Source organism: Fructilactobacillus ixorae (assembly GCF_024029915.1).
In the GTDB taxonomy this organism is placed as follows: Bacteria; Bacillota; Bacilli; order Lactobacillales; family Lactobacillaceae; genus Fructilactobacillus; species Fructilactobacillus ixorae.
Genome location: NZ_CP097478.1, coordinates 543,032 through 564,229, shown reverse-complemented (window position 1 = coordinate 564,229; position 21,198 = coordinate 543,032). Strand labels below are relative to the sequence as shown.

Here is a 21,198-nt window from a genome sequence, read left to right as displayed (position 1 = left end):
TCCTATCATTTAATAACGGCAGTGACCGCCTATTTAGCGGCCGTTTCCGTGGCTAACCATTCCGAAGCAGCCGTGAGCGCTGCCGGAATTCCAGTGGGGTTTTTCCCGCCGGCCTGAGCGAGGTTCGGTCGGCCGCCCCCGCCCCCTTGAATGTGACCCGCAATCGCCTGAATTAAATCGCCGGCCTTAATGCCCTGTTGGACGTGAGCTTCATCAACTGCCACCAACAGGTTGGCCTTGCCATCGGTTTCAGTCCCTAACACCAACACGTTTGACCGGGATTCATTCCGCCACGTATCCGCTAGTTCCCGGAGCTGGTTCATGTTGGCATTTTCCAACTGACCAGTTAGTAACGTAACGCCGTTAATCGTCTCTGGGTTCGTAAAGAGGTCCTGGGCTTCTTGGTTAGCCAGTTTAGCTTCCAACGATTCCTGCGTGCTTTCTAAGGTCTTAATCTGGGCTTGCAGTTCTTTGACCCGACCCGGTGCTTGTTCATTAGTCGGCACCTTCACCGTTTGCGCAATTTCTGTGAGCATCTTTTCTTCATCGTTCAGGTAGTCAAAGGCCGCTTTGCCAGTAACGGCTTTAATGCGTCGAATCCCAGCACCCACTCCACTTTCAGAGATGATCTTAAACAACCCAATTTGACTCGTGTTGTGGACGTGATCCCCGCCACAAAATTCGACGGAAAAGTCCCCAGCCTTTACAACCCGAACTTGATCGCCATACTTATCATCAAAAAGCGCAATGGCGCCCATTTCTTTCCCAGTTTTTTGGTCCGTCACCACCGTTTCCACTGGTAATCCAGCAAAAATTTGGTCGTTGACCATGCGTTCTACCTTTGCCAGGTCAGTTTGGGTAACCGAACCAAAATGGTTAAAGTCAAAGGTCAGATAATCCGGTTTAACGAGCGAGCCGGCTTGTTCGGTGTGCCCACCAAGCACCGTTCGTAGTGATTGATCTAACAAGTGGGTCGCAGTGTGATTGCGTTCAACTCCCGCGTGAAAGTTGCGGTCAACCTCTAAGCGATAAGGTTGCCCTTGAGTTAAGGGGCCGGTTACCTGAATGGTATGCAAGTTTTGCCCGTTGGGTGCATGTTGGACATCTATAACTTCGGCAACCTCAGTCCCATCCTCAGCATAAATTTTCCCAATGTCGGCGACCTGACCACCCATTTCAGCATAGAACGGGGTTTTATCAAAAAGCACCTCGGCCGTTCCACTGGTAACCTGATCAACCAACTGCTCGTCCACGATAATATCCGTTACCGTCGCAGCTGGAACCGTTAACTGGTCATAACCCACGTACTCACTTGGCGTTTTTAAATCTAAAAGTAGATCCCGTTGCACCTTCATTGAACCTTTGTCACCCCGAGCTTCCCGTGCTCGCTGGCGTTGCTGTTCCATTTCCTGATCAAAGCCGGGTTCGTCAACTTTAATCCCCCGATCACCAGCGTATTCCTCCGTCAGTTCTAAGGGAAAACCGTAAGTATCGTACAGTTGAAACGCATCGGCCCCAGCAATTTCATCGGCCCCAGCGGCTTTGGTCTTTGCAATCAAGTCATCGAGGAGTTTAATCCCGTCGTTAAGGGTTGCATTAAACCGGTCTTCTTCGCTCTTTACAATTTTTTGAATGTAAGTTTGTTGTTCTAACACCTGCGGATAGTGTGATTGCATAATCTCGCCCACCACGGGAACTAATTGGTACAAGAAAGCCCCGGTAATCCCGAGCTGATGCCCATTCACAGTTGCCCGCCGGAGGAGCCGACGAATCACGTACCCGCGACCCTCGTTTGACGGAAGAGCGCCGTCGCTAATCGCAAAGGTAATGGCCCGGATGTGATCGGCAATCACCTTAAACGCGATGTCATCGTCAGCGGTTTGACCGTATTGGCGGTGGTCACTCATTTGTTCAGTGCGCTTAATCAAGGGTAGAAACAAGTCCGTTTCAAAGTTAGTGGGAGCAGCTTGAAAGACTGACACCACCCGTTCTAACCCCATCCCCGTATCGATATTCTTTCGCGGTAACGGTTCGTAGGTTCCGGCAGCCGTGTGGTTAAACTGGGAAAACACAATGTTCCAAACTTCTAAGTACCGTTCGTTTTCACCCCCAGGATAGTTTTCCGGGTCATCTGGCGCTAAGTCATCGTACTTAGCACCACGATCGTAAAAGATTTCAGAATCTGGTCCAGACGGTCCCTGACCAATGTCCCAGAAGTTATCGTCAGCTGGAATTAAATGATCGGGAGCAATCCCAACTTGCTCCCACAATTTCTTGGTTTCGGTATCTTCAGGATAATAGGTGACGTACAGCCGGTCTGAATCCCAGCCAAACCATTTGTCACTGGTGAGCAATTCAAAGGCCCACGGGATGACCTCTTGTTTAAAGTAGTCTCCGACCGAAAAGTTGCCTAGCATCTCAAACAGAGTTTGGTGCCGGGCGGTCCGCCCCACGTTTTCAATGTCATTGGTCCGAATGCTCTTTTGTGAACTCGTCATCCGCGGATTAGCGGGTGCTACCGTTCCGTCAAAATATTTCTTCATGGTGGCAACTCCCGAGTTAATCCACAGTAAGGTGGGATCATCCTTCGGAATCAGCGATGCACTTGGCACGATCTCGTGCCCCTTTTCATGAAAGAAATCAAGAAACATCTGCCGAATCTGTCCACTGCTAAGTTGTTTCATGTTGGCCTCCTTTAATAAAAAACACCGTTGCGACCAGAGACGCCGAAACGCGGTACCACTCTGTTTGCAACGATGTTGTCGTTAACCTCTTTAACCCTGATAACGCGGGGAGCGGTGTGTTATGCACACTCGTGTGGGAGCCCAACGGTTACTGGTGCTTTAGACGGTCTCAGCTATGCGTCCTTTCTGTTAAACCAACCAGTAACCCGGATATCCACAAGCAAATTATAGTCAGAAACACCCATCATTGTCAATTATTGATAGCGTTGTGAACTGCGCTTTTTCTGCTTTTTTTTCGCGCGAATTTGCTGCCGAAGTTCGACCTTTCGGTTCTGATCATCCTTCAGTTTAATGGCACGCTTAATTTTCTTTTTATAGCCCGGCTTGACCTGTTGCTTTTTTTTCTTAATCATTCCGAGGGTAGACCCGTCTAACCGATTGTGGTGCCCGCGGTACTGTTGCCGACGGCGCCGGTCATACGTATCAACCACTTCACCGTGTTTGATTTCCTTTGGTTGAAACTGGACTCCTTTGGCCTCTAATTCAGCAATTTTTGCTTCCTCATCTGGAGTATACAGGGTGATGGCCGTCCCAGGCATTCCGTTGCGTCCAGTCCGGCCAACCCGGTGCACAAAGTACTCTGGATCGGTCGGCACATCATCGTTAAGCACCAACGAAACGCCGGGGATGTTAATCCCCCGTGCCGCGAGGTCGGTCGCAACTACGAACTGAAAATCTAGGTTTTGAATCTGTTTCATGACCCGCTTTCGTACCCGGGGTTGCATACCGCCATGGAGGGTCGCCACCTTTAAGCCCTGCGCTTGCAGGTTCGCGGCCAGCTCATCCGCGCGGGTTCGCGTATTCGTGAATACCAGCGCAAGATAGGGATTCCCCATCGTAAGTAACTGGGCAATTAGCTGGTTTTTATCTTTCCCCTTCGTGGAGATTAACCAGTTGGAAACATCGCCATTGATCACGTGCTCGGTAGGAATGTCAGTAATCACCGGATTCTTCAGGTACTTGCACAAGAACGGCTGTAACTTAGGTGGAATCGTGGCCGAAAAAACCATGATCTGTAACTCCTTTGCCATCCGGGCGGCGATTTGGTCAACGTCCGCTAAAAAACCTAAGTCGAGCGTCATATCAGCTTCATCAATTACCAACCGTTGGGCCGCGTTGATTGCTAATTTTCCACTCTTAACGATGTCTAAAATCCGTCCCGGCGTCCCGACAATCACCTGGGGTTGTTCGCGGTCTAATTTTTCTAGTTGCCGCTCCTTATCGGTTCCACCCACGTAGTTTTCCACGTGAAGCGTGGCCGGACTAAAACGAACGAGTTGTTTGATGTTTTCGTAAATTTGATAAGCCAGTTCCCGGCTGGGGGTGGTAATTACCAACTGCGGTTGCTGGTCAGTCGGATCCAGTTGGTCAAATAACGGTAACAGGAAGGCGTGGGTCTTCCCACTCCCAGTTGCCGATTTACCTACGAGACTTTTGCCGTGCTGAATCGTGGGAATGACCTGCGCCTGAATGGGCGTGGGGCGTTGAAAGCCCAGGTCCGTTAGCGCGTCCATAATAAAGGGTTGAAAATGATAATCTTTAAAAGCAGCACTCATTAAGCGTTCCTTTCTGGTTTGTAAGCAGTCGTAAGTTGGTCTAGTTCGGTAATTACCGCTTTAATTTCAGTGGCATCAGCAGCTGTCGCACCACTCGCCAACGGATGGCCACCCCCATGATGTTGTTTGGCCAGTTCGTTAATGGCGGGTCCCTTGGACCGGAGCCGAATGCGGTAACTTTCGTCCTTTTGTTGCACAAAAATGGCCCAGGCGACCACTTGGTCAATGTTGCCGGGGAGTGGTACCACAGCTGACGTACTGTCATCGCCCAAATTCATTTGCGCAATCACGTTATTGGTCAGGCACACGTAAGCCGCTCCAGAGGGCGTAATGTGGAGTTGCTGGTAAACGTACGCGGAAAGGTGCGCTAAGGGAACATCAATTTCGTCCTCTTTCTGCGCCACCGCCGTCGTCGAAAAATCATGCTGGGCTAGTTGACTTGCCACCCAAAAGGTGTGACTCGTCGTCGCCGGGTACTTAAACCGCCCGGTATCCCCAACAATCCCCGTGTACAACAACTCCGCTGCATGATCGGGTAGCTTTAACGCAGGATTTTCCGCGTACCAGTCGTAAATCATTTCAGAAACACTGGAAGCTTCATCGTTAACCCACATTAAGTCCCCAAATTGGTCATCATTGGGATGGTGATCAATTTTAATCAAGCCCTGCCCCGTGGAAAAACGCTGATCGTCAACCCGGGGTTGGTTCGCAGTATCCACCACGATCACCAAGGCTTGCTGATAGGTATCGTCACTAATCTCAGTGGTCGTCCCGAGCTCCTGAAAGCCCGCGTACTGCTTCCCAACGCAGTAAACCTGTTTGTCAGGAAAACTAGCGCGAATAATGGCCGCTAGTCCCATTTGGGAGCCAATCGCATCCGGATCCGGACGCTGGTGCCGATGAATAATAATTGGATTGGCCGCCGCAATGCGGTCATAAATTTCAGTTTGAATGCTCATGGTGCAAGACTCCTGTCATCAAAGGTTTTAACAGTTAAGTATAACCTTTCTCCGGTCATTAGCAAACCCCTATCTAATCGTGAGCGGTAAATCAATCGTCTGAAAGTTCAACTCGGCCAGGTTGGTCACGGTGATCCCCACCAAGCGAATGTCCAGCTTAGTAGGCGGTAAATCATCAAAGATGGTGAGGGCCCGTTCGTAGAGTTTCTGGGCATCAAGTGGCAAAAAATCAGGTTCGGTCACCCGCTTTGTCAGCGTGCTAAAGTCCTGATACCGCAGTTTTAATACCACCGTCTTCCCGTGTTTTTGGTGCCGTTGTAAGGCTGCCACCACTAATTCTGCTAGGCGGCGCAGTTGGGTTTGGACCTCCCCGCGACTATGTAATAACGGATTGTACGTCCGTTCCTTGCCAATTGATTTTCGTTCTCGTTGATACTCGACCGGGCGCGCATCAATTCCGCGGACCCGCCGATATAAAAAGTATCCAAACTTCCCAAACTGGTTCATCAGTTCTAATTCTGAAAATTGATACAAATCAGCCCCCGTTTTAATCCCCAGTGCTTCCATTTTCGGCAGGGTTTTCTTTCCCACTCCCCGGTATTTTCCAATTGGAAGGGCCCACAAAAAGGCCTGCGCCTCATCGGGATTAATAACCGTCATCCCAGCCGGCTTACGGTAGTCTGATGCTTCTTTGGCTAAAAACTTACTGTAAGACAGCCCCGTGGAACTGGTTAAGTGAGTTTGCTCCCAAATCTCACTTTGTAACCAGTGCGCCAAAAGCACCGCATCGTCTAGGTGCAGTTTGTTCGTAGTGATCTCCAGGTAAGCTTCATCTAAGGCCACCGTTTCAATCCGGTCGGTATATTCATGAAATAACTCGTGAATTTGGTCAGACACGGTCCGAAACAGCTCAAAGTCCGGCGCCTTAAAGACCGCGTGCGGACATAATTCGAGCGCTTGACTCGCTGGCATCGCCGAGTGCACGCCATACTGGCGGGCGCGGTAGTTCGCGGTGGTTACGACTCCATGGCCGCCTGTTTTACGCGGATCCTTCGCAATCACGAGTGGTACTTGAGCCAACTCGGGATGCTCGCGTTCTTCAATTGATGCAAAAAAAGCATCCATATCAACATGCAAAATGCGGTGCTGCACAATTCGCTGTAACTCTGCTTGGACGTCCATGCCAACCTCCTCCCCGCTTGCGAACATATGTTCTAATCACTCTAGAAAAAAAGTCTGTTGCCAGACTAATTTCCTACTTGTGAGCTTGTTCGTCGTTTGTTTGACCTGCTTCTGGTGCTGCGCTGGCTGTGTCAGCCTTTGGTTGCGCTGGTGCTGATTGTGTTGTAGTGGGTTGTTCCACATTGGCAATCGCGTTTAGGTCAAAATCAAGATAAATCCCATCGCAATCAATCGTTACCAAGCCCCGGTCACGATTAATCTGATCAATCACCCCGTGTAAGCGGCCAATCGTAACTACGTGATCCCCCTTTTTCAAGGTTTTTAAGGTTTCTTGGTGCTTTTGTTGTTGCTGCTTTTGTGGTCTAATCATAAAGAAGTACATCAAAGCAAACAAAACGATAATTACAATAATTCCAGCATATTGTCCCATTATTCTCACCTCGGTTTCAGTTTTAAGTTAATTCTAGCAAAAAAACGTGGGAACGACTAGGGCTTCGCCTTAATCGGCCGAAAATGGTTTCCCCAGGTGCTCATACGCCGCCTGCGTTACCATTCGCCCCCGCGCGGTCCGTTTTAAATAACCACTCTGGAGCAGGTAGGGCTCACACATTTCTGCGATTGTTTCGGTTTCTTCACCCACGTTCGCCGCGAGCGTGTTTAAGCCCACGGGACCCCCGTTATAAAAATCAATCATCGTAGCTAGTAACTTACGATCCGTTCGATCGAGTCCCTTACTGTCCACCCCGAGCGCAGTTAGGGCCTGGTCCACACTGGCAACGTCAATCTGCTCCTTACCAAGCACCTGTGCGAAGTCGCGGACCCGTTTTAGTAACCGGTTCGCAATTCGGGGGGTCCCCCGGGAACGGAGGGCAATTTCATGCGCCCCCTCTGGTTGAATTTCCGTTTGAAAAATCTGCGCTGACCGGCGCACGATTTGTTCTAATTCAGCCGGCTGGTAGTAATTCATGTGTTCCACAATTCCAAACCGGTTCCGAAACGGAGCATCCAGTAATCCTGCTCGCGTCGTAGCCCCAATCAGCGTAAACGGTGGCAGGGCAAAGTGGACGGGATGGGCCGTTGGTCCCTGCCCCACTACAATGTCGATGTAAAAATCTTCCATGGCAGAATATAACATTTCCTCGACCGACTTTGGCAGACGATGAATCTCATCAATGAACAAAATATCACCGGGCTCGAGCTCGTTTAACAGCGCCGCCAAATCCCCACTTTTTTCAATTGCTGGGCCACTGGTGGTTTTTAAATGTACGTCCATTTCGTTGGCAATTACCGTTGCTAAGGTGGTCTTCCCAAGCCCGGGGGGGCCAAACAATAACACGTGATCGAGTGATTCCTCGCGTTGCTTAGCTGCCTCAATGTAGACCCGTAATGAACGCTTGATTTCAGTTTGCCCAATGTACTGAGCAAAGGTTTGGGGCCGTAAGGTTTGTTCAAAGGATCGTTCTTCGTCATCCGATGTTTGCGTAATGATTCGCTTCTCCACGACTATCCCCCCTTTTCACCTATTTCGTTAAGAGTTTTAAGCCCCGACTCAAATATTGATCGGTCGTCAATTCGGTGTCCGTGGCCAACTGTGCCTTAATCTGTGCCACGTCCTTTTCCTTAAATCCCAGCGCGGTCAGCGCCTTTAGGGCGTCCGCTAGTTGACCGTTCTCCGGGGGCTTCGGACTCGCAACGGTTGTTGCTACCGGATTGGTAGTTTCCAGCTTATCTTGTAAGTCCAAAATAATCTGGCGGGCAGTTTTCTTCCCGATCCCCGGAAACTTGGTCAAAAATTGGACATCTTCAGTCCGAATCGCAGTGATCAAGCCCTGGTTATCGTTACCAGCCATAATGGCGAGCGCACTTTTAGCTCCAATGCCAGAAACGTTTAGTAGCTGTTCAAACAGCTGCTTGTCAGCCGCCGTGGCAAATCCATACAGTGTTTGACTGGTGTCCGTCACCGCTTGGTGCACATAAATTTTTTGGGGCGTGGCAGCTGCTTGCTCAAAGTGATACGGATTAGCGACGTGCACTAAGTACCCAACGCCCCCCACCTCAACCACAATGGCCTGGGGGGTAATGCTCGTTACAATTCCAGTTAAGTATTCAAACACCAGTTAGCCTCATTTCCGTTAAAATTCCCACCGTTCTGCTTCGTGGGCATCCTGAATCCGTTTAAACATTGCTTCCAAATCCGTGGGCGAGAAGTTGACGAGGACCGGCCGACCGTGGGGACAATTATAGGGATTTTCACACTGCCGCAGGTGCTCCAACAGGGCCTGCGCCTGCTGCCGGTCCAAGTGATGGTTCGCCTTAATGGCTTGCTTACAACTCATCATAATCGCTGCTTGTTCGCGATAATCGGCTACCGACAGCTTTTGATGCTGCAAGCCCCACTCAATTAGCTCTCGAATCGTCTGTTCCTCTTCACCTGCTCCGATCCAGGTCGGATGTTGCCGGACCAAGAAACTGTTGCTCCCAAATGGCTCTAAAGTCAGTCCAATCGCCGCAAAGTCAGGTAAGTGTTGCTTAATGACCAGGGCTTCACTAGCGGAGTAGTCCAGCACGAGGGGCACTAACAGGTTTTGTTGGTCGGAACTCACGTTTCCCGCTGCTGTTCGGAACTGTTCGTAGTTAATGCGTTCTTGCGCGGCGTGTTGATCGATGATGTACATGCCCAACTCGCTCTCCGCAATCAGATAGGTACCGTGGACCTGTCCCACATACCGCAAGACTGGAAATGACTCCGAAGCATTAGGTTTGGCCGTCTTTTTCGTGGTGGTGGGGTTAGGAATCGCAGCTTCTGAAACCGTGGGGTTTGAGGATGCTAACCGCTCTTGTTGATAGTGCTTAAAAAACGCCTGCACCGCTGGTTTTTCCAAGTCCGCCTTAGTTTTCACAATGACCGGTTTAACTGCGGTCTTCGTGCGGGGTGCTACTGTTGGTTTCGCCGGCGCGGCCGTGGTCGTAGCGGGCGATTCCTCATCCGTCAAATTCAACGCCACCTCCACCGAATTATGCCGTGCCACCCCACTTTTGAAGTGGTGATTATCCAAGGCAGCCGGAATCAAGTTCCGGTCTGCGAGGGTCTGGGCAATGGCGTGAGTAATAAACTGGCTTAGTTCGGTTTGATTTAACAACCGCACGGCCTGCTTGGTAGGATGCACGTTCACATCTAGCTGGGTCGGATCCATCGTAATCCGTAATACCGTAACTGGATACCGTCCCACCATCAGCTTTGAACCATACCCGGCGATAATCGCCCGGTTTAACTCGGCATCCTGGACAAACCGCCCGTTGACAATCACCGAGAGGTACTTGCGACTCGCCCGGGTTAACTCCGGCAAACTAGTGTAGCCCTCCAGTTCAAAGTCTTCGTTATGCGCCGTGACCGGAATCATCTTTTTGATACTTTGATTATTATAAATACCCGCAATCACCTGCTGCAGGTTCGCCCGGCCCGACGTGCGGAGTAACTCTTTGTCGTCATGAACGAGCGAAAAGGCGATTTCTGGATGACTCAGGGCCAGATGATTAACCGTCTCAGTGATTTTACTCAATTCGGTACTGCTGGTCTTTAAATAGTCGCGTCGTTTGGGGGTATTAAAGAAGAGGTCGGTCACTTCGATGGTCGTCCCCCGGCGGGTAGCAGCCGGGAGCTCTGCTTCCACTTTTCCCCCCTTCATTTGCAGTTCTGTGCCCGGGTGAACCCCATCCGAGGTTTTCATGTCTACCGTAGCCACCGCCGCAATACTCGGGAGGGCTTCGCCCCGAAACCCGAGGGAATTAACCCGAAATAAATCCGCCTGATTCCGAATCTTACTGGTGGCAAACCGTTGAAAGGCCAACCGCACTTGTTCTGGAGCAATCCCATCCCCATTATCCGTCACCTGCATGCTTGCTAGTCCGCCATGGTGGACCGTGATATCAATCCGCGTGCTGTGGGCATCAATGGCATTTTCCACGAGCTCCTTCACGACGGAGGAGGGGCGTTCAATAACTTCCCCCGCTGCAATTTGATCCGCTAAAATGGTCGGTAATTCATGGATGATTGGCATGCTCCGGTCACTCCTTTCGTAGTTGTTGTTGCCAATGATAAACCAAATTCATTAAATCGAGGGGCGTCTGCCCCATCAAATCAGTCCGCCTGATTTCCTTTAACAACTGTTTTTCTGTGGGATTAAACGCCTGCTCTGCGTTCGGTTGCGCCGCCGGTTCCGGTGTAAATAGTTCCATTTGCTGGTCGGTGGCGGTCGGTTGGTCGGCTGGTTTGGATGCTTTCGCCGGGTCCGGTTGCGTTTGCAGCTGTTTGGAAACCTGCTGCCCGTTTTCAGCTTCCAAATGATCCAAGACCGTTTGCGCCCGCTCTAGTAAGCTGTCTGGCAGTCCGGCCAATTTGGCCACGTTAATTCCGTATGATTTGTCAGCTGGTCCCGGCATGATTTTATGCAAGAAAACCAACTGGCCGTCCTGCTCCACGGCCCCAACATGAATGTTCTTTAAGTGGGGTAACTGCTGGTCTAAATCAGTGAGTTCATGGTAGTGGGTGGAAAATAACGTCTTGGCATGAATCCGATTATGAATGTATTCAATAATGGCCTGTGCCAACGCCACTCCGTCATACGTTGACGTGCCCCGCCCTAGTTCATCTAATAAGATCAAACTGTTAGCAGTGGCCGTTTGGAGGGCCTGGTTGGCCTCTTTCATTTCGACCATAAAGGTACTTTTCCCCGAAATGAGGTCGTCGGCGGCTCCAATCCGGGTGAAAATTTGGTCAAAAATGGGTAGTTCGGCAGCCTCAGCTGGAACAAAACACCCCATTTGCGCCAAAATCACAATTAAAGCCAGTTGCCGCATGTACGTACTTTTCCCAGACATATTGGGACCAGTAATCAACAAGACCTCCGTCTCTGGATCCATGGTGATACTGTTTGGAACGTATTCTTGGGGACCCAGCACGGTTTCGACCACCGGATGCCGCCCGTTAGTAATCTGCAAGCGGTGGTCCTGGTTAAACTGGGGTTGAACGAATTGTTGGCGTTCACTCACCTGGGCAAAACTTTGTAAGACATCTAAACTAGCAATTCCACTTGCCAACGTTTGAATCCGCGGAATTTCTTGTTTAATTTGGTCTCGCAGTTGCGTAAATAACTCATACTCCAAGGTTTGGGACTTATCCTGCGCCTCCAAAATCAAACTTTCCTTCGCCTTTAGTTCGGGCGTGGTAAAGCGTTCGGCGTTCGTTAGAGTTTGCACCCGTTCGTACCGATCGGCGGGCAGTTTCGGCAGGTTAACTTTCGAAACTTCAATAAAGTAGCCAAAGACCCGGTTGTACTTCACCTTTAGGTTACTAATACCAGTTAGATTACGCTCCTGGGCTTCCAGATCCGCGAGCCAGTGCTTCCCATTTTTCATGGCATCCCGATATTGATCGAGCTGTTGATGATAACCAGACTTAATCACGCCGCCGTCCGTAACGGAAATGGGCGGTTCTGCCACAATCGCTGCTTCGATTTGAGCGCGCACGTCTGCTAAGTCATCTAGCCGGTTGTACAACTCGGTAAAGTCGGGCGTATCTAATTCATCTAGAACGTGCTTAAGCTTAGGAATTTGCGCGAGGGACGTTGCTAACTGCATTAAATCGCGCCCGTTCACGCCCCCAAAGGCAATTCGACCGGCCAACCGTTCGAGGTCATAGACTTGGACCAACGCCTCTCTAAGCTCGTTTCGTTCGTAATAATGCTCTAGAAAGGTAGCTACTAACCGTTGCCGGGTCTCAATCGCTGCTTGTTGGAGCAGGGGCCGTTCCAGCCACTGTTTCAATTTGCGCCCCCCCATGGCCGTTTTAGTTTCATCGAGAATGCCTAAGAGGGTCCCAGCCTTTTTGCCCGTCCGGATGTTTTTAGTTAGTTCCAAATTATACTGGGAATTATGATCCAACTTTAAAAAGGAACTGGGCTGATACTCGCGGGCGGGTTGCAGGTGGGCTAAACTCCGCTTTTGGGTCTCAGTCACGTACGTTAGCAATAATTCGCCAGCGTGTTTGAGCACAGGGGGACGCAGGTGCGCAAGGAGTTGGTCGTTTGCCACTGAAGCGGGAGTGCCCTCAGATACTAAAATCCCCAGTTGCTTAATCTGCTGGGCTAACTCCGGCATCTCAGTACTGTTTAGGACCACTTCTTTTGAATTTAAATTAATAATTTCATTTAAAACGGCCCCCTTGTTATCTAGCTGGCAAGCCATCATTTCTCCGGTTGAGAGTTCGAGGTAGGCTAAGCCAAAGCAGTTGGCTTCCGCATCAAAAACCACCCCCGTTAAGTAATTATTCACCTTGGCAGTGTCCGCGTGGTTATCAGTCTGGGTTCCAGGTGTCACGAGTTGAACGACCTCCCGTTTCACCATCCCCTTCGCTAGCTTTGGATCCTCAACCTGCTCACAAATCGCTACTTTATAACCCTGATCCACCAACGTATCAATGTAATTTTGCGCCGAATGGTGGGGCACGCCACACATGGGAATCGGATCGTCAGCATTATGATTGCGCGCGGTCAACGTGAGCTCCAGTAGTTGGGCGCCCTTTACCGCATCATCGTTAAAGAGTTCATAAAAATCCCCAATCCGATAAAACAAAAAGGCATCCGGATACTGATCCTTAATTTTTTGATACTGTTCCATCATCGCAGTTGTTTTGGGTTTGTTTGCCATTCTTTCACTCTTTCCCTTAAACGTTTTGGTACGGGTGCTCCGCATCAATCAAAATGGTCCGAATCTTTTTGGCCCGTCCGGTTTGCGCGTCAACGTTAAGCACACATCCAGAGAGGATTCCCGCTCCCGTCGTTTGAACGGTAAACCGGTGCGGTCGGGCCGTTAGGAATTTTTGAATGACTGGCTGGGATTCCATCCCGATTACCCCAGCGGCGGGGCCGGTCATTCCGGCATCGGTTAAAAAGGCGGTCTGATGGTCTAAGATCTGCGAATCGTTCGTTTGCACGTGGGTATGCGTCCCCACAACGGCCGAAACCCGTCCGGTCAAAAATAGCGCCATCGCCTTTTTTTCGCTAGTCGTTTCCGCATGAAAATCAACGAAAATCACCCGAACTCCGGCGGCGTGCAGTTCCGTTACTAAGTGGTCGACGGCCGCAAACGGGTCATCGGTGCCCTCCATGAACACGCGACCTTGGAGATTAATGATGGCCACGGGGGTGCCGTTAACGTTTAACCGACAAACCCCATGCCCGGGCACGCGCGCCCCCGGGTAGTTCAGGGGGCGGAGCAAGTTAGTTGTTTGATCAATGAAAGTAAAAATTTCTTGGTTATTCCAGGCGTGGTTTCCCAACGTAACCACGTCCGCCCCGGCCTTCATAAGACCTTTAAAACGAGCTTGCGTAATGCCGCGCCCCTGGTTGGTCGCATTTTCACCGTTTATAATCGTCACCTGGGGCTTAAAGTCCTTTTTTAACTGGGGCAGATATTGGGTCACCATCTGCATTCCCATGTCGCCCACTACGTCACCTAAAAATAAAAACTGCATGCTCCGCCGCCCATCTAAAATTATTCTGTCTCTCTCTATTTTACCATGGAAATTTGGAAATAAAAAAAGACTGGTACTAACCAGCCTTTATTTTGCATATTCGACGGAACGAACCTCTCGGATTACTTTGACCTTCACGTGACCAGGATGGTTCATCTCGTTTTCAATTTGATCCTTAATCTCTCGAACCAGGACAATTGCTTGGGAATCCGAAATTTTTTCTGGTTTCGCAATCACCCGAATTTCGCGTCCGGCCTGGACGGCGTAGCTCTTTTCGACTTCAGGGAAGCGATTGGTAATCGTCTCAAGCTTTTCTAAGCGGTGGACAAAACTTTCCAGTGACTCACTCTTCGCTCCGGGACGAGCCATCGAAATCCGATCAGCCACATCAACTAGTTCAGAAATCAGGCTGTGGGGTTCATTTTCCTGATTTCCTAAGCGAATCGCATCAATCACCACTGGATCTTCACCGTACTTCTTGGCAATATCAACGCCCGCCTCAACGTACGATTCGTCACTGCCACTGGCCGAGGCTCTTCCAATCTCGTGCAATAATCCTGCGCGCTTTGCTAATGTTACATCTTCACCTAACTCAGCTGCAAAAACTCCAGCTAACTTCGCCACTTGAATTGAGCGGGACAAGACGTTTTGACCATATGAAATTTTATATTTCAACTGGCCCACGAGTTTGACTAACTCAGGATTCATCGCATGAATCCCTAGGTCAAAGATGACGGTTTCCCCTTCTTCTTGAATCTGTTGGTCGAGTTCTTTTTTACTTTTTTCAACCATTTCTTCAATCCGAGCGGGATGAATCCGACCATCCTTGATCAATTTTTCAAGGGCTAACTTGGCAACTTCTCTTCTGATTGGATTAAATCCACTCAAAACCACCGCGTTCGGGGTGTCGTCGATGATGAGATCGATCCCCGTTACGGTTTCAAAAGTCCGAATGTTGCGACCCTCGCGACCGATGATTCTTCCCTTCATATCATCATTCGGGAGGGTAACAACGGAAACGGTTGTTTCTGAAACGATATCCGCTGAACTCTGTTGCAACGCTTCAACAATCAGGTTCTTCGCGTCCCACGCCGCCGTTTCCTTGGCAGATTCATAGTTTTGCTTAATCATCTGCGCCCGGACGTCTGCTAGGGAGCGTTTCGTTTCATCAATCACCAAATCACGTGCTTCTGCTTCCGTTAAAGCAGCCACTCGTGTTACTTCGGCCTGCCGTTTTGCGATAAGTGCTTCTGCATCTTGTTGCTTTTTCTCAAGTGCTTTTTTCTCGTTACTAATTTTTTTTTCTAACCGATTAAGATTATCATCCCGTTTTTCAAACGCCTGATCCTTGCGATCCAACGCTTCTTCCCGCTTCAAAAGATAATCTTCTTGACGTTGAATGTCCGCCCGCCGTTTTTTGAGGTTCTTTTCGACCTTTGCTCGGTAAGCATTCCCATCCTGTTTAGCCTTTGCAGTTGCCGCTTGCAACTGTTTTTCAGCCTGTCTTTGTGCATCCGTTAAAATATCATTAGCATTCTGGTGAGCGGCATCTAACTTTGCTTCAACCGTTCGTTTGTGAGTAAATTGCCCAATTAAAAAACCAACAATCATAGCGATAGCGGCGCATCCAACAATAGCAATTACCATTATTTTCCCCCCGTATCACTTGAATTTTTCTGTCACAGTCAGTACTTACGTGCTAACCACTTATCCAGTTTAATGTTAAAAAAAAAGACTGTCAACTAAGACTGTGAAAAAGCACGCAATCTCAGCTGTAATTAACGTGCTAACTGATCATAAATCATTTTTAACCCCGTTTTTACGGCATAGTCCCGGACCAGGTTCCGGTCCCGCGCAAACCGAACCTGTTTCGTCTGGACTGTCCCATTTGGTAAGGCTAACGCCACCCAAAAGTCGCCGGCAGGATGTCCATCGGCGCCACCTGGTCCAGCAACCCCCGTAAATGCGACCGCCAAATCGGTGTGCAACTGGCGCTGGGCCCCCTGTGCCATTGCCGTGGCGGTTTCCTTGGACACAACGCCATTTGCAGCAATCGTGGTGGCCGGCACCTGCACCAGTTGTTCTTTTGTGGTGGCCGAGTAAGTTACAAAACCACCGGCAAAGACCGCTGAAACGCCTGGCACGTTCGCAAGCGTACTCTGAAATAACCCCCCGGTGAGGGATTCAGCCGCAGTGATTGTGAGCTGGCGCTGCCGTAATAACCCAACCACAACCTGTTCAAGCGAGTTATCATCACCGTAGCCATAGAAATAAGTCCCGACGCGCGCGAGAACCGCGTCAATCGCGGTCTGCAACTGCTTAGCAACCTCGGCAGCATCATTTCCACTCGCCGTAATTCGTAGGGTCACCTCATTGCGTTTAGCGTAGGTAGCGAGCGTCGGATTGGTTTGGTTGGTAATCAACGTACGCAACCGATCCTCTAACGCGGGTTCCCCAATTCCAAAGAAGCGGAGGACTCGAGATGAGATTACCGGTTTTCCCGTCACGAGCTGGACCAGGCGCGGTTCCGCCTCCTGTTCAAACATGGGCTGTAACTCTGCTGGTGGTCCTGGCAGTACCAAGTAGTTACAGTTCTCAGTGGTCAAAAACATCCCCACGGCAAAGCCCACCTGGTTGGGTAACACATCGGCACCGGCAATGAACTGGCTCATTAGGTCCGCGTGGGTGGGTTTCGGCTTCCCGGTCGCAGTGTAAAACTCATCCAGTTTGGCTTGGGCCGGCCCGTCTGTTACCAGCTGACGGTCTAATAACTCGGCGAGGAGCGTTTTGGTAAGATCGTCTTCCGTTGGGCCCAGCCCCCCAGTCAATACGACCAAGTCACTGCGTTGTTCAGCTTGCCGGATTGCTTCCGTTAACCGTTTGCGGTTATCCCCAACCGTCGCTTCGTAGTAAACATCAATCCCTAAATCGGCTAAATGTTGCGCGATAAACGGAGTACTGGTGTCTACAATCTCCCCTAAGAGGAGTTCGGTACCGACACTAATAATTTCTGCTTTCATGGTTAAACTTCTTTCTAATTCAGTTGACTCCCTAGTTCCTTAAAAGGAATCGGCAAACACCTGCCGGTTTTTCACGAAGTATTCAATTCCAGAGTAAACGGCCGCAATGAGGGCAATGTACAAACAGAATTGGCCGGCGGGCAGGTTCAGGTTATTAAACCCGGCGTTGTTTAACAGTAAGATGATCACACTAATCATCTCGAAGAACGTCTTAACTTTCCCCGACCAGTCCGCTGCAACCACGGTCCCGTTATTCTGCACGATGATGAGCCGTAAGCCCGTCACCGCTAGTTCCCGACAAACAATGATTGCTGCAATCCAAGCAGCCACGTTATTGTCCCCTACTCCCACGAGCATGATGAACGCTGACATCACAATCATTTTGTCGGCTAGGGGATCCGCAAACTTGCCAAAGTTCGTTACGAGGTGTTCTCGCCGCGCAATTTGCCCGTCTAAGAAATCCGTCAGAGCGGCAATGATAAATACCAGTGCTGCTAACAGTTGATTTAGGGGAATCATGGTTCCCACTAGAACCACGGTCCCCATGCTAACGGGAAGTGCCAATAACAGGATGAAAATGGGAATCAAAACAATCCGAAACATGGTTAGTTTATTTGGTAAATTCATGGTGCTCCTCCTCAAAGCGAAAATAACGCCCTGCTTTTACACAGGCCGCCATTTTAGTTGATTATGCTTCAAATTTAAAGTTCATATCACGTTTCGCTGCGTCTTGACCAGCGGCTGGTTGTGGTAACACGACCTGCTGACCATTTAACTTCACGTTCGAAACGGGAGCATTCTCTAAATGAATGTTAACCTCTTTCGTATCCTTCGGGAGGTCAACTTGATGACCGGCGGTTTGGTTCAAAGTTCCCGTCCATACTTGGTTGCCGTTCACCTTCACCGTCGCATTGGCTGCTTGTGAAGCCCCTAGCTCCAGCTTGGAAGTTGCATTCCCAGTTTTTACAGTAAAATCACTCGTACTGTTTGGAACCACCTTGATTTCCGTTTGGCCGGCTTTTAGATTTGCTTGTTTCTGATTTTTGGTCTTGTGCTTAGACTTCGCATCATTATTTGTAACCGTCACCTTGGAATTGGCCGGCGCCGCAGTACTACTTTCCTGTTTCGTCTTTGCAACCGCAAATATGACCACGGCTACCACAATCATCACCACAACGACCAAGGCAATGATGGGCGTTAACTTGCGTTTGTCAACTTGGGTTGCGGGCTCTTTTACCCCGGAATTGCTAGTGCGACTTTCCGTTGGGTGTTCTGCGTCCGCTGGGGTCGCCGTTGTTTGTAATGGGGCCTTTTCGGGATTAGCCTGGGCCGAAGTTAAGTTCGCAGCCTGTAAAAATTGTTCCCCGTTTAACCCAACGGCATTGGCATACTGCTTTACAAAGGCGCGCACGTAAAACTGACCTGGTAATTCCTGAAAATCACCGTTTTCAATGGCAATCAGGTACCGCTTTTGAATCTTAGTTCGTTTCTGTAATTCATCAATTGAAATCCCGGCTTGCTCCCGGGCGGATTTTAATTGCGCGCCAACGGACGTGGTGTTGGGTTGCTTGTTTTCTTCACTCATGGTTTCCACTCCAATTCCTTAATTTACTGCCAGTATATCACACCAAGAATCGGGAAAACATGCTAACTACCTAATCAAATTAATGGTTCGTTGACTTGGTTTGAAGAATTGAGTCGCGGTGTGCACTACGGTAGCTAAATCGAGGTGGGTAATGATTGCGATTTCATCATAAAGATTGGTATACCCGTTCACCGGATCGCCCAGTTGGTTGGCCGTGGCTGGGACCGAATTCATCTGCGCAATCCGCTCACCCACCTCCTCATTCTTAACCAACTCAAACTGCGTTGCTAACTGGTCTGGGTACTGCAACGCGCTCTCAATCACAGCGGTGATGCGCTCACAAAATTGGTCCGGATTGGTTGTATCCTCGGCTAGAATCAAAAAGTGATAAGCAGCTTCTAGGTCAAAATCAAAGCCAAAGGAATCATTCAAGATTCCCTCTGCATAGAGTTGTTGGTAAAAATCAGAATCCTCGGAAAATAAGAGCTGCAAAAAAATGCCAAACGCCAACTCCTGTTGCGCAAGGGCCCGGCCGGTCACTATAGGCGCCGGTCCCCGGTATCCCACGGCGACTTTTGGAGTTTGTACATCCAAAGTCGTGGTGGTTTGCGGCACTACGGAACTGGTTTGAATTGCCAGCTTGGTTTGTTGCTGTAACCGGTGTAACTCGTCTGGTTGCGACTGTCCCTTTGGTAAGTCGTGAAACAGGGGCAGGAGCTTGGTCAGCGTCACCGGTCCACAAATGGTCAGAGTCAGGTTGGCCGGTTGGTAGTACTGACGGTAGGTCGCGTACAGATCCGCTTCCGTAATCTGAGCAATGGATTGAACGTCTCCAGCAATATCTGCACTAAGGGGGGAATGCGAATACAGGTTAGCAATCGTATCAAAGTAGAGCCGGGAATTCGGATCATCTTGATACATCAAGATTTCTTGTCCAATAATCCCCTGCTCCTTAGCAATTTTTGCGGAACTAAAGTAGGGACGATACACCAAATCCAACAGGACCTGTAAATTGGCCAGCACGTTACTCGTCGCCGTGAACAAATAACTGGTTTGACTAAAACTCGTAAAGGCGTTGTCGTTCGCTCCCAGGGCAGCATACCGATCACTTTCGTCATAGGTCTGCTTTTCAAAGAGCTTATGTTCCATAAAATGGGCAATCCCGGCTGGTAGCTGGCGGTTAGAAAGCCGGACATCAATCGATCCAAATCCCACCGTCAACATAGCATAGGTTGAATTAAACTGCGGTTTGGGGTTGACGATCACCTGCATCCCGTTGGCTAACCTAGTTGAATAAACTGTTTCTTGGTACTTAGGGTAACTTTGTTTCTGCATCAGAATCCCCTTTCAAAAAGAAGCTCGCCCGCAGCTGGAGCTTTTGAGCAACTGCACTAATCTCTGCTTTCGAAACCTGGTTGAGCTTTGCCTCCCAGTCCGCGTTCGGTTGGGTCCCAAACATGGCGGTTAGCACCTGTTGGTTAAGCAAGCGCCGGGGACTATCGTCCTTACTCCTGAAGTTTGACACGAGCACCTGTTTAACGCGGGCTAAATCTTCGTCTGAGTAAGTTTGGTCGATCAATCGTGCTATCTCCTGTTGAATTAATTCCTGCACGCGGGCCTGGTGGTGCCCGTCAATCCCACTTTGGATGGTCACTTCACCCAGGAGCGCGTTATAGTTACTATTGATATAGTACACAAGGCTTTCACGTTCCCGAATGTCATGAAACATTAACGACACCGCCGTCCCGCCTAGCAACCCATTCATAACAACTGCGGCGGGGTACGCGGAATCCGTCCGTAAAATGGGAAGCGCGTACGCTTGTTGGTATAACGATTGTTGTTGTGCCACCCGTTTTGAACCAACCTGGAGCTGAGCTGGTTTGTAAGGCACCAAGCGGAGAGGCACGGGCGCTGGGCCAGTTAAAGAAGCTAAGTCCGGTTGCAAAGCAGTTACGACCGCCTGAGCTGAACTTCCAAGTGCCGATACAAACACCGAATTAGTGGTTAACATCTCCTGATAATAATCAGCCACCGCGGCGTTAGAGAGCGCTGCTAACCGGGACACCCTGCCAAAGATACTCTGCCCCAGCGCCGGATCATCCGTAAAGTACAACCGTTGGAGCTCGCGCCCAACATAATACTTCTTGTCGTCATCAAGATTACGTACGTAATTAACTACGTTCTGCTGGTGCAAACGAAAGACCCGTTCTGGAAACTGTCCCTGCACGAACCACGGGTGCCAAATCATTTCCCGCAAAAACGCGGCAATTTGCTGACTTAAGTCAACGCTGGTCGGCAAGTACTGTTCGTCAGCAAAACTAATCAAAAAACGCACAACCGCCTGCTGCCCCATTCGAAAAACGGAGGTGCCAAACTGGGCGCCATATAGTTCGGCCAACCGGCGTGCGACCGCCAGCTTACTGGGATAGTGTTCACTATAGTTTTCCATTAATTCCGCGAGCAACAGGCGCTGTTCCAGCTTCTGCTGGGCGAAGGGCGCCACAAAGTCAATGGCAACGGTCGTCGTTTTAAATTTTGCGCCTGGTTGCTGCGTTACATGTAACCGTTCGGTCTGTGTGGTTTCCATATTTCCTCCAATTAAAAAACCCTTAGAAAACTCT

At 49.8% G+C, this 21,198-nt stretch carries 16 protein-coding genes; all 16 read right to left on the bottom strand.

The features are described from left to right. Positions 1 to 29: 29 nt before the first annotated feature. The 16 genes from alaS to yfmF all read right to left on the bottom strand — a co-directional run bounded on the left by alaS (position 30) and on the right by yfmF (position 21,164). A complete protein-coding gene (alaS, locus tag M8332_RS02640) occupies positions 30 to 2,684 on the bottom strand; it encodes an alanine--tRNA ligase (RefSeq protein ID WP_252780644.1) in 2,655 nt (884 codons plus the stop codon). A 254-nt stretch (positions 2,685 to 2,938) separates the two neighbouring features. Continuing rightward, positions 2,939 to 4,300, bottom strand: a complete 1,362-nt coding sequence (locus tag M8332_RS02635; protein WP_252780643.1) for a DEAD/DEAH box helicase — start codon at positions 4,298 to 4,300, stop codon at positions 2,939 to 2,941. Further along, a complete protein-coding gene (locus tag M8332_RS02630; RefSeq protein ID WP_252780642.1) occupies positions 4,300 to 5,259 on the bottom strand; it encodes a DHH family phosphoesterase in 960 nt (319 codons plus the stop codon). Before M8332_RS02630 ends, M8332_RS02635 begins: the two co-directional genes overlap by 1 nt. Before the next feature lie 69 nt (positions 5,260 to 5,328). Beyond that, positions 5,329 to 6,441, bottom strand: a complete 1,113-nt coding sequence (dinB, locus tag M8332_RS02625) for a DNA polymerase IV (protein ID WP_252780641.1) — start codon at positions 6,439 to 6,441, stop codon at positions 5,329 to 5,331. Between the two features lie 73 nt (positions 6,442 to 6,514). Further along, the gene (yajC, locus tag M8332_RS02620; protein ID WP_252780640.1) at positions 6,515 to 6,871 is read right to left on the bottom strand and encodes a preprotein translocase subunit YajC; all 357 of its coding nucleotides are present in this window, start codon (positions 6,869 to 6,871) and stop codon (positions 6,515 to 6,517) included. A gap of 69 nt (positions 6,872 to 6,940) precedes the next feature. Beyond that, positions 6,941 to 7,948: a Holliday junction branch migration DNA helicase RuvB gene (gene ruvB, locus M8332_RS02615; protein ID WP_252780786.1), complete on the bottom strand. Its 1,008-nt coding sequence runs from the start codon at positions 7,946 to 7,948 to the stop codon at positions 6,941 to 6,943. Positions 7,949 to 7,961: 13 nt separating this feature from the next. Next, positions 7,962 to 8,555 carry a Holliday junction branch migration protein RuvA gene (ruvA, locus tag M8332_RS02610; protein ID WP_252780639.1) on the bottom strand — a complete coding sequence of 198 codons (594 nt, stop codon included), beginning with the start codon at positions 8,553 to 8,555 and terminating at the stop codon, positions 7,962 to 7,964. Positions 8,556 to 8,573: 18 nt separating this feature from the next. Next, a complete protein-coding gene (gene mutL, locus M8332_RS02605) occupies positions 8,574 to 10,499 on the bottom strand; it encodes a DNA mismatch repair endonuclease MutL (protein WP_252780638.1) in 1,926 nt (641 codons plus the stop codon). Between the two features lie 7 nt (positions 10,500 to 10,506). Beyond that, positions 10,507 to 13,146, bottom strand: coding sequence for a DNA mismatch repair protein MutS (gene mutS / locus M8332_RS02600; protein ID WP_252780637.1), 2,640 nt, complete (start codon positions 13,144 to 13,146; stop codon positions 10,507 to 10,509). Positions 13,147 to 13,162: 16 nt separating this feature from the next. After that, a complete protein-coding gene (locus M8332_RS02595; RefSeq protein WP_252780636.1) occupies positions 13,163 to 13,972 on the bottom strand; it encodes a TIGR00282 family metallophosphoesterase in 810 nt (269 codons plus the stop codon). Positions 13,973 to 14,059: 87 nt separating this feature from the next. Further along, positions 14,060 to 15,619, bottom strand: a complete 1,560-nt coding sequence (gene rny, locus M8332_RS02590; protein WP_252780635.1) for a ribonuclease Y — start codon at positions 15,617 to 15,619, stop codon at positions 14,060 to 14,062. Positions 15,620 to 15,750: 131 nt separating this feature from the next. Further along, entirely contained in the window at positions 15,751 to 16,992 is a 1,242-nt protein-coding gene (locus tag M8332_RS02585; protein WP_252780634.1) for a competence/damage-inducible protein A, read from the bottom strand. A gap of 39 nt (positions 16,993 to 17,031) precedes the next feature. Continuing rightward, positions 17,032 to 17,619 (bottom strand): CDP-diacylglycerol--glycerol-3-phosphate 3-phosphatidyltransferase, encoded by a 588-nt coding sequence (gene pgsA / locus M8332_RS02580; RefSeq protein WP_252780633.1) that lies wholly within the window; start codon positions 17,617 to 17,619, stop codon positions 17,032 to 17,034. Positions 17,620 to 17,680: 61 nt separating this feature from the next. Further along, complete coding sequence (locus M8332_RS02575; RefSeq protein WP_252780632.1) at positions 17,681 to 18,577, bottom strand: helix-turn-helix domain-containing protein; 897 nt, start codon at positions 18,575 to 18,577, stop codon at positions 17,681 to 17,683. 66 nt (positions 18,578 to 18,643) lie between these two features. Further along, entirely contained in the window at positions 18,644 to 19,912 is a 1,269-nt protein-coding gene (gene yfmH / locus M8332_RS02570; protein WP_252780631.1) for an EF-P 5-aminopentanol modification-associated protein YfmH, read from the bottom strand. Next, on the bottom strand, positions 19,890 to 21,164 hold the full coding sequence (gene yfmF, locus M8332_RS02565; protein WP_252780630.1) for an EF-P 5-aminopentanol modification-associated protein YfmF: 1,275 nt from the start codon (positions 21,162 to 21,164) through the stop codon (positions 19,890 to 19,892). Before yfmF ends, yfmH begins: the two co-directional genes overlap by 23 nt. Between the last annotated feature and the right edge of the window lie 34 nt (positions 21,165 to 21,198).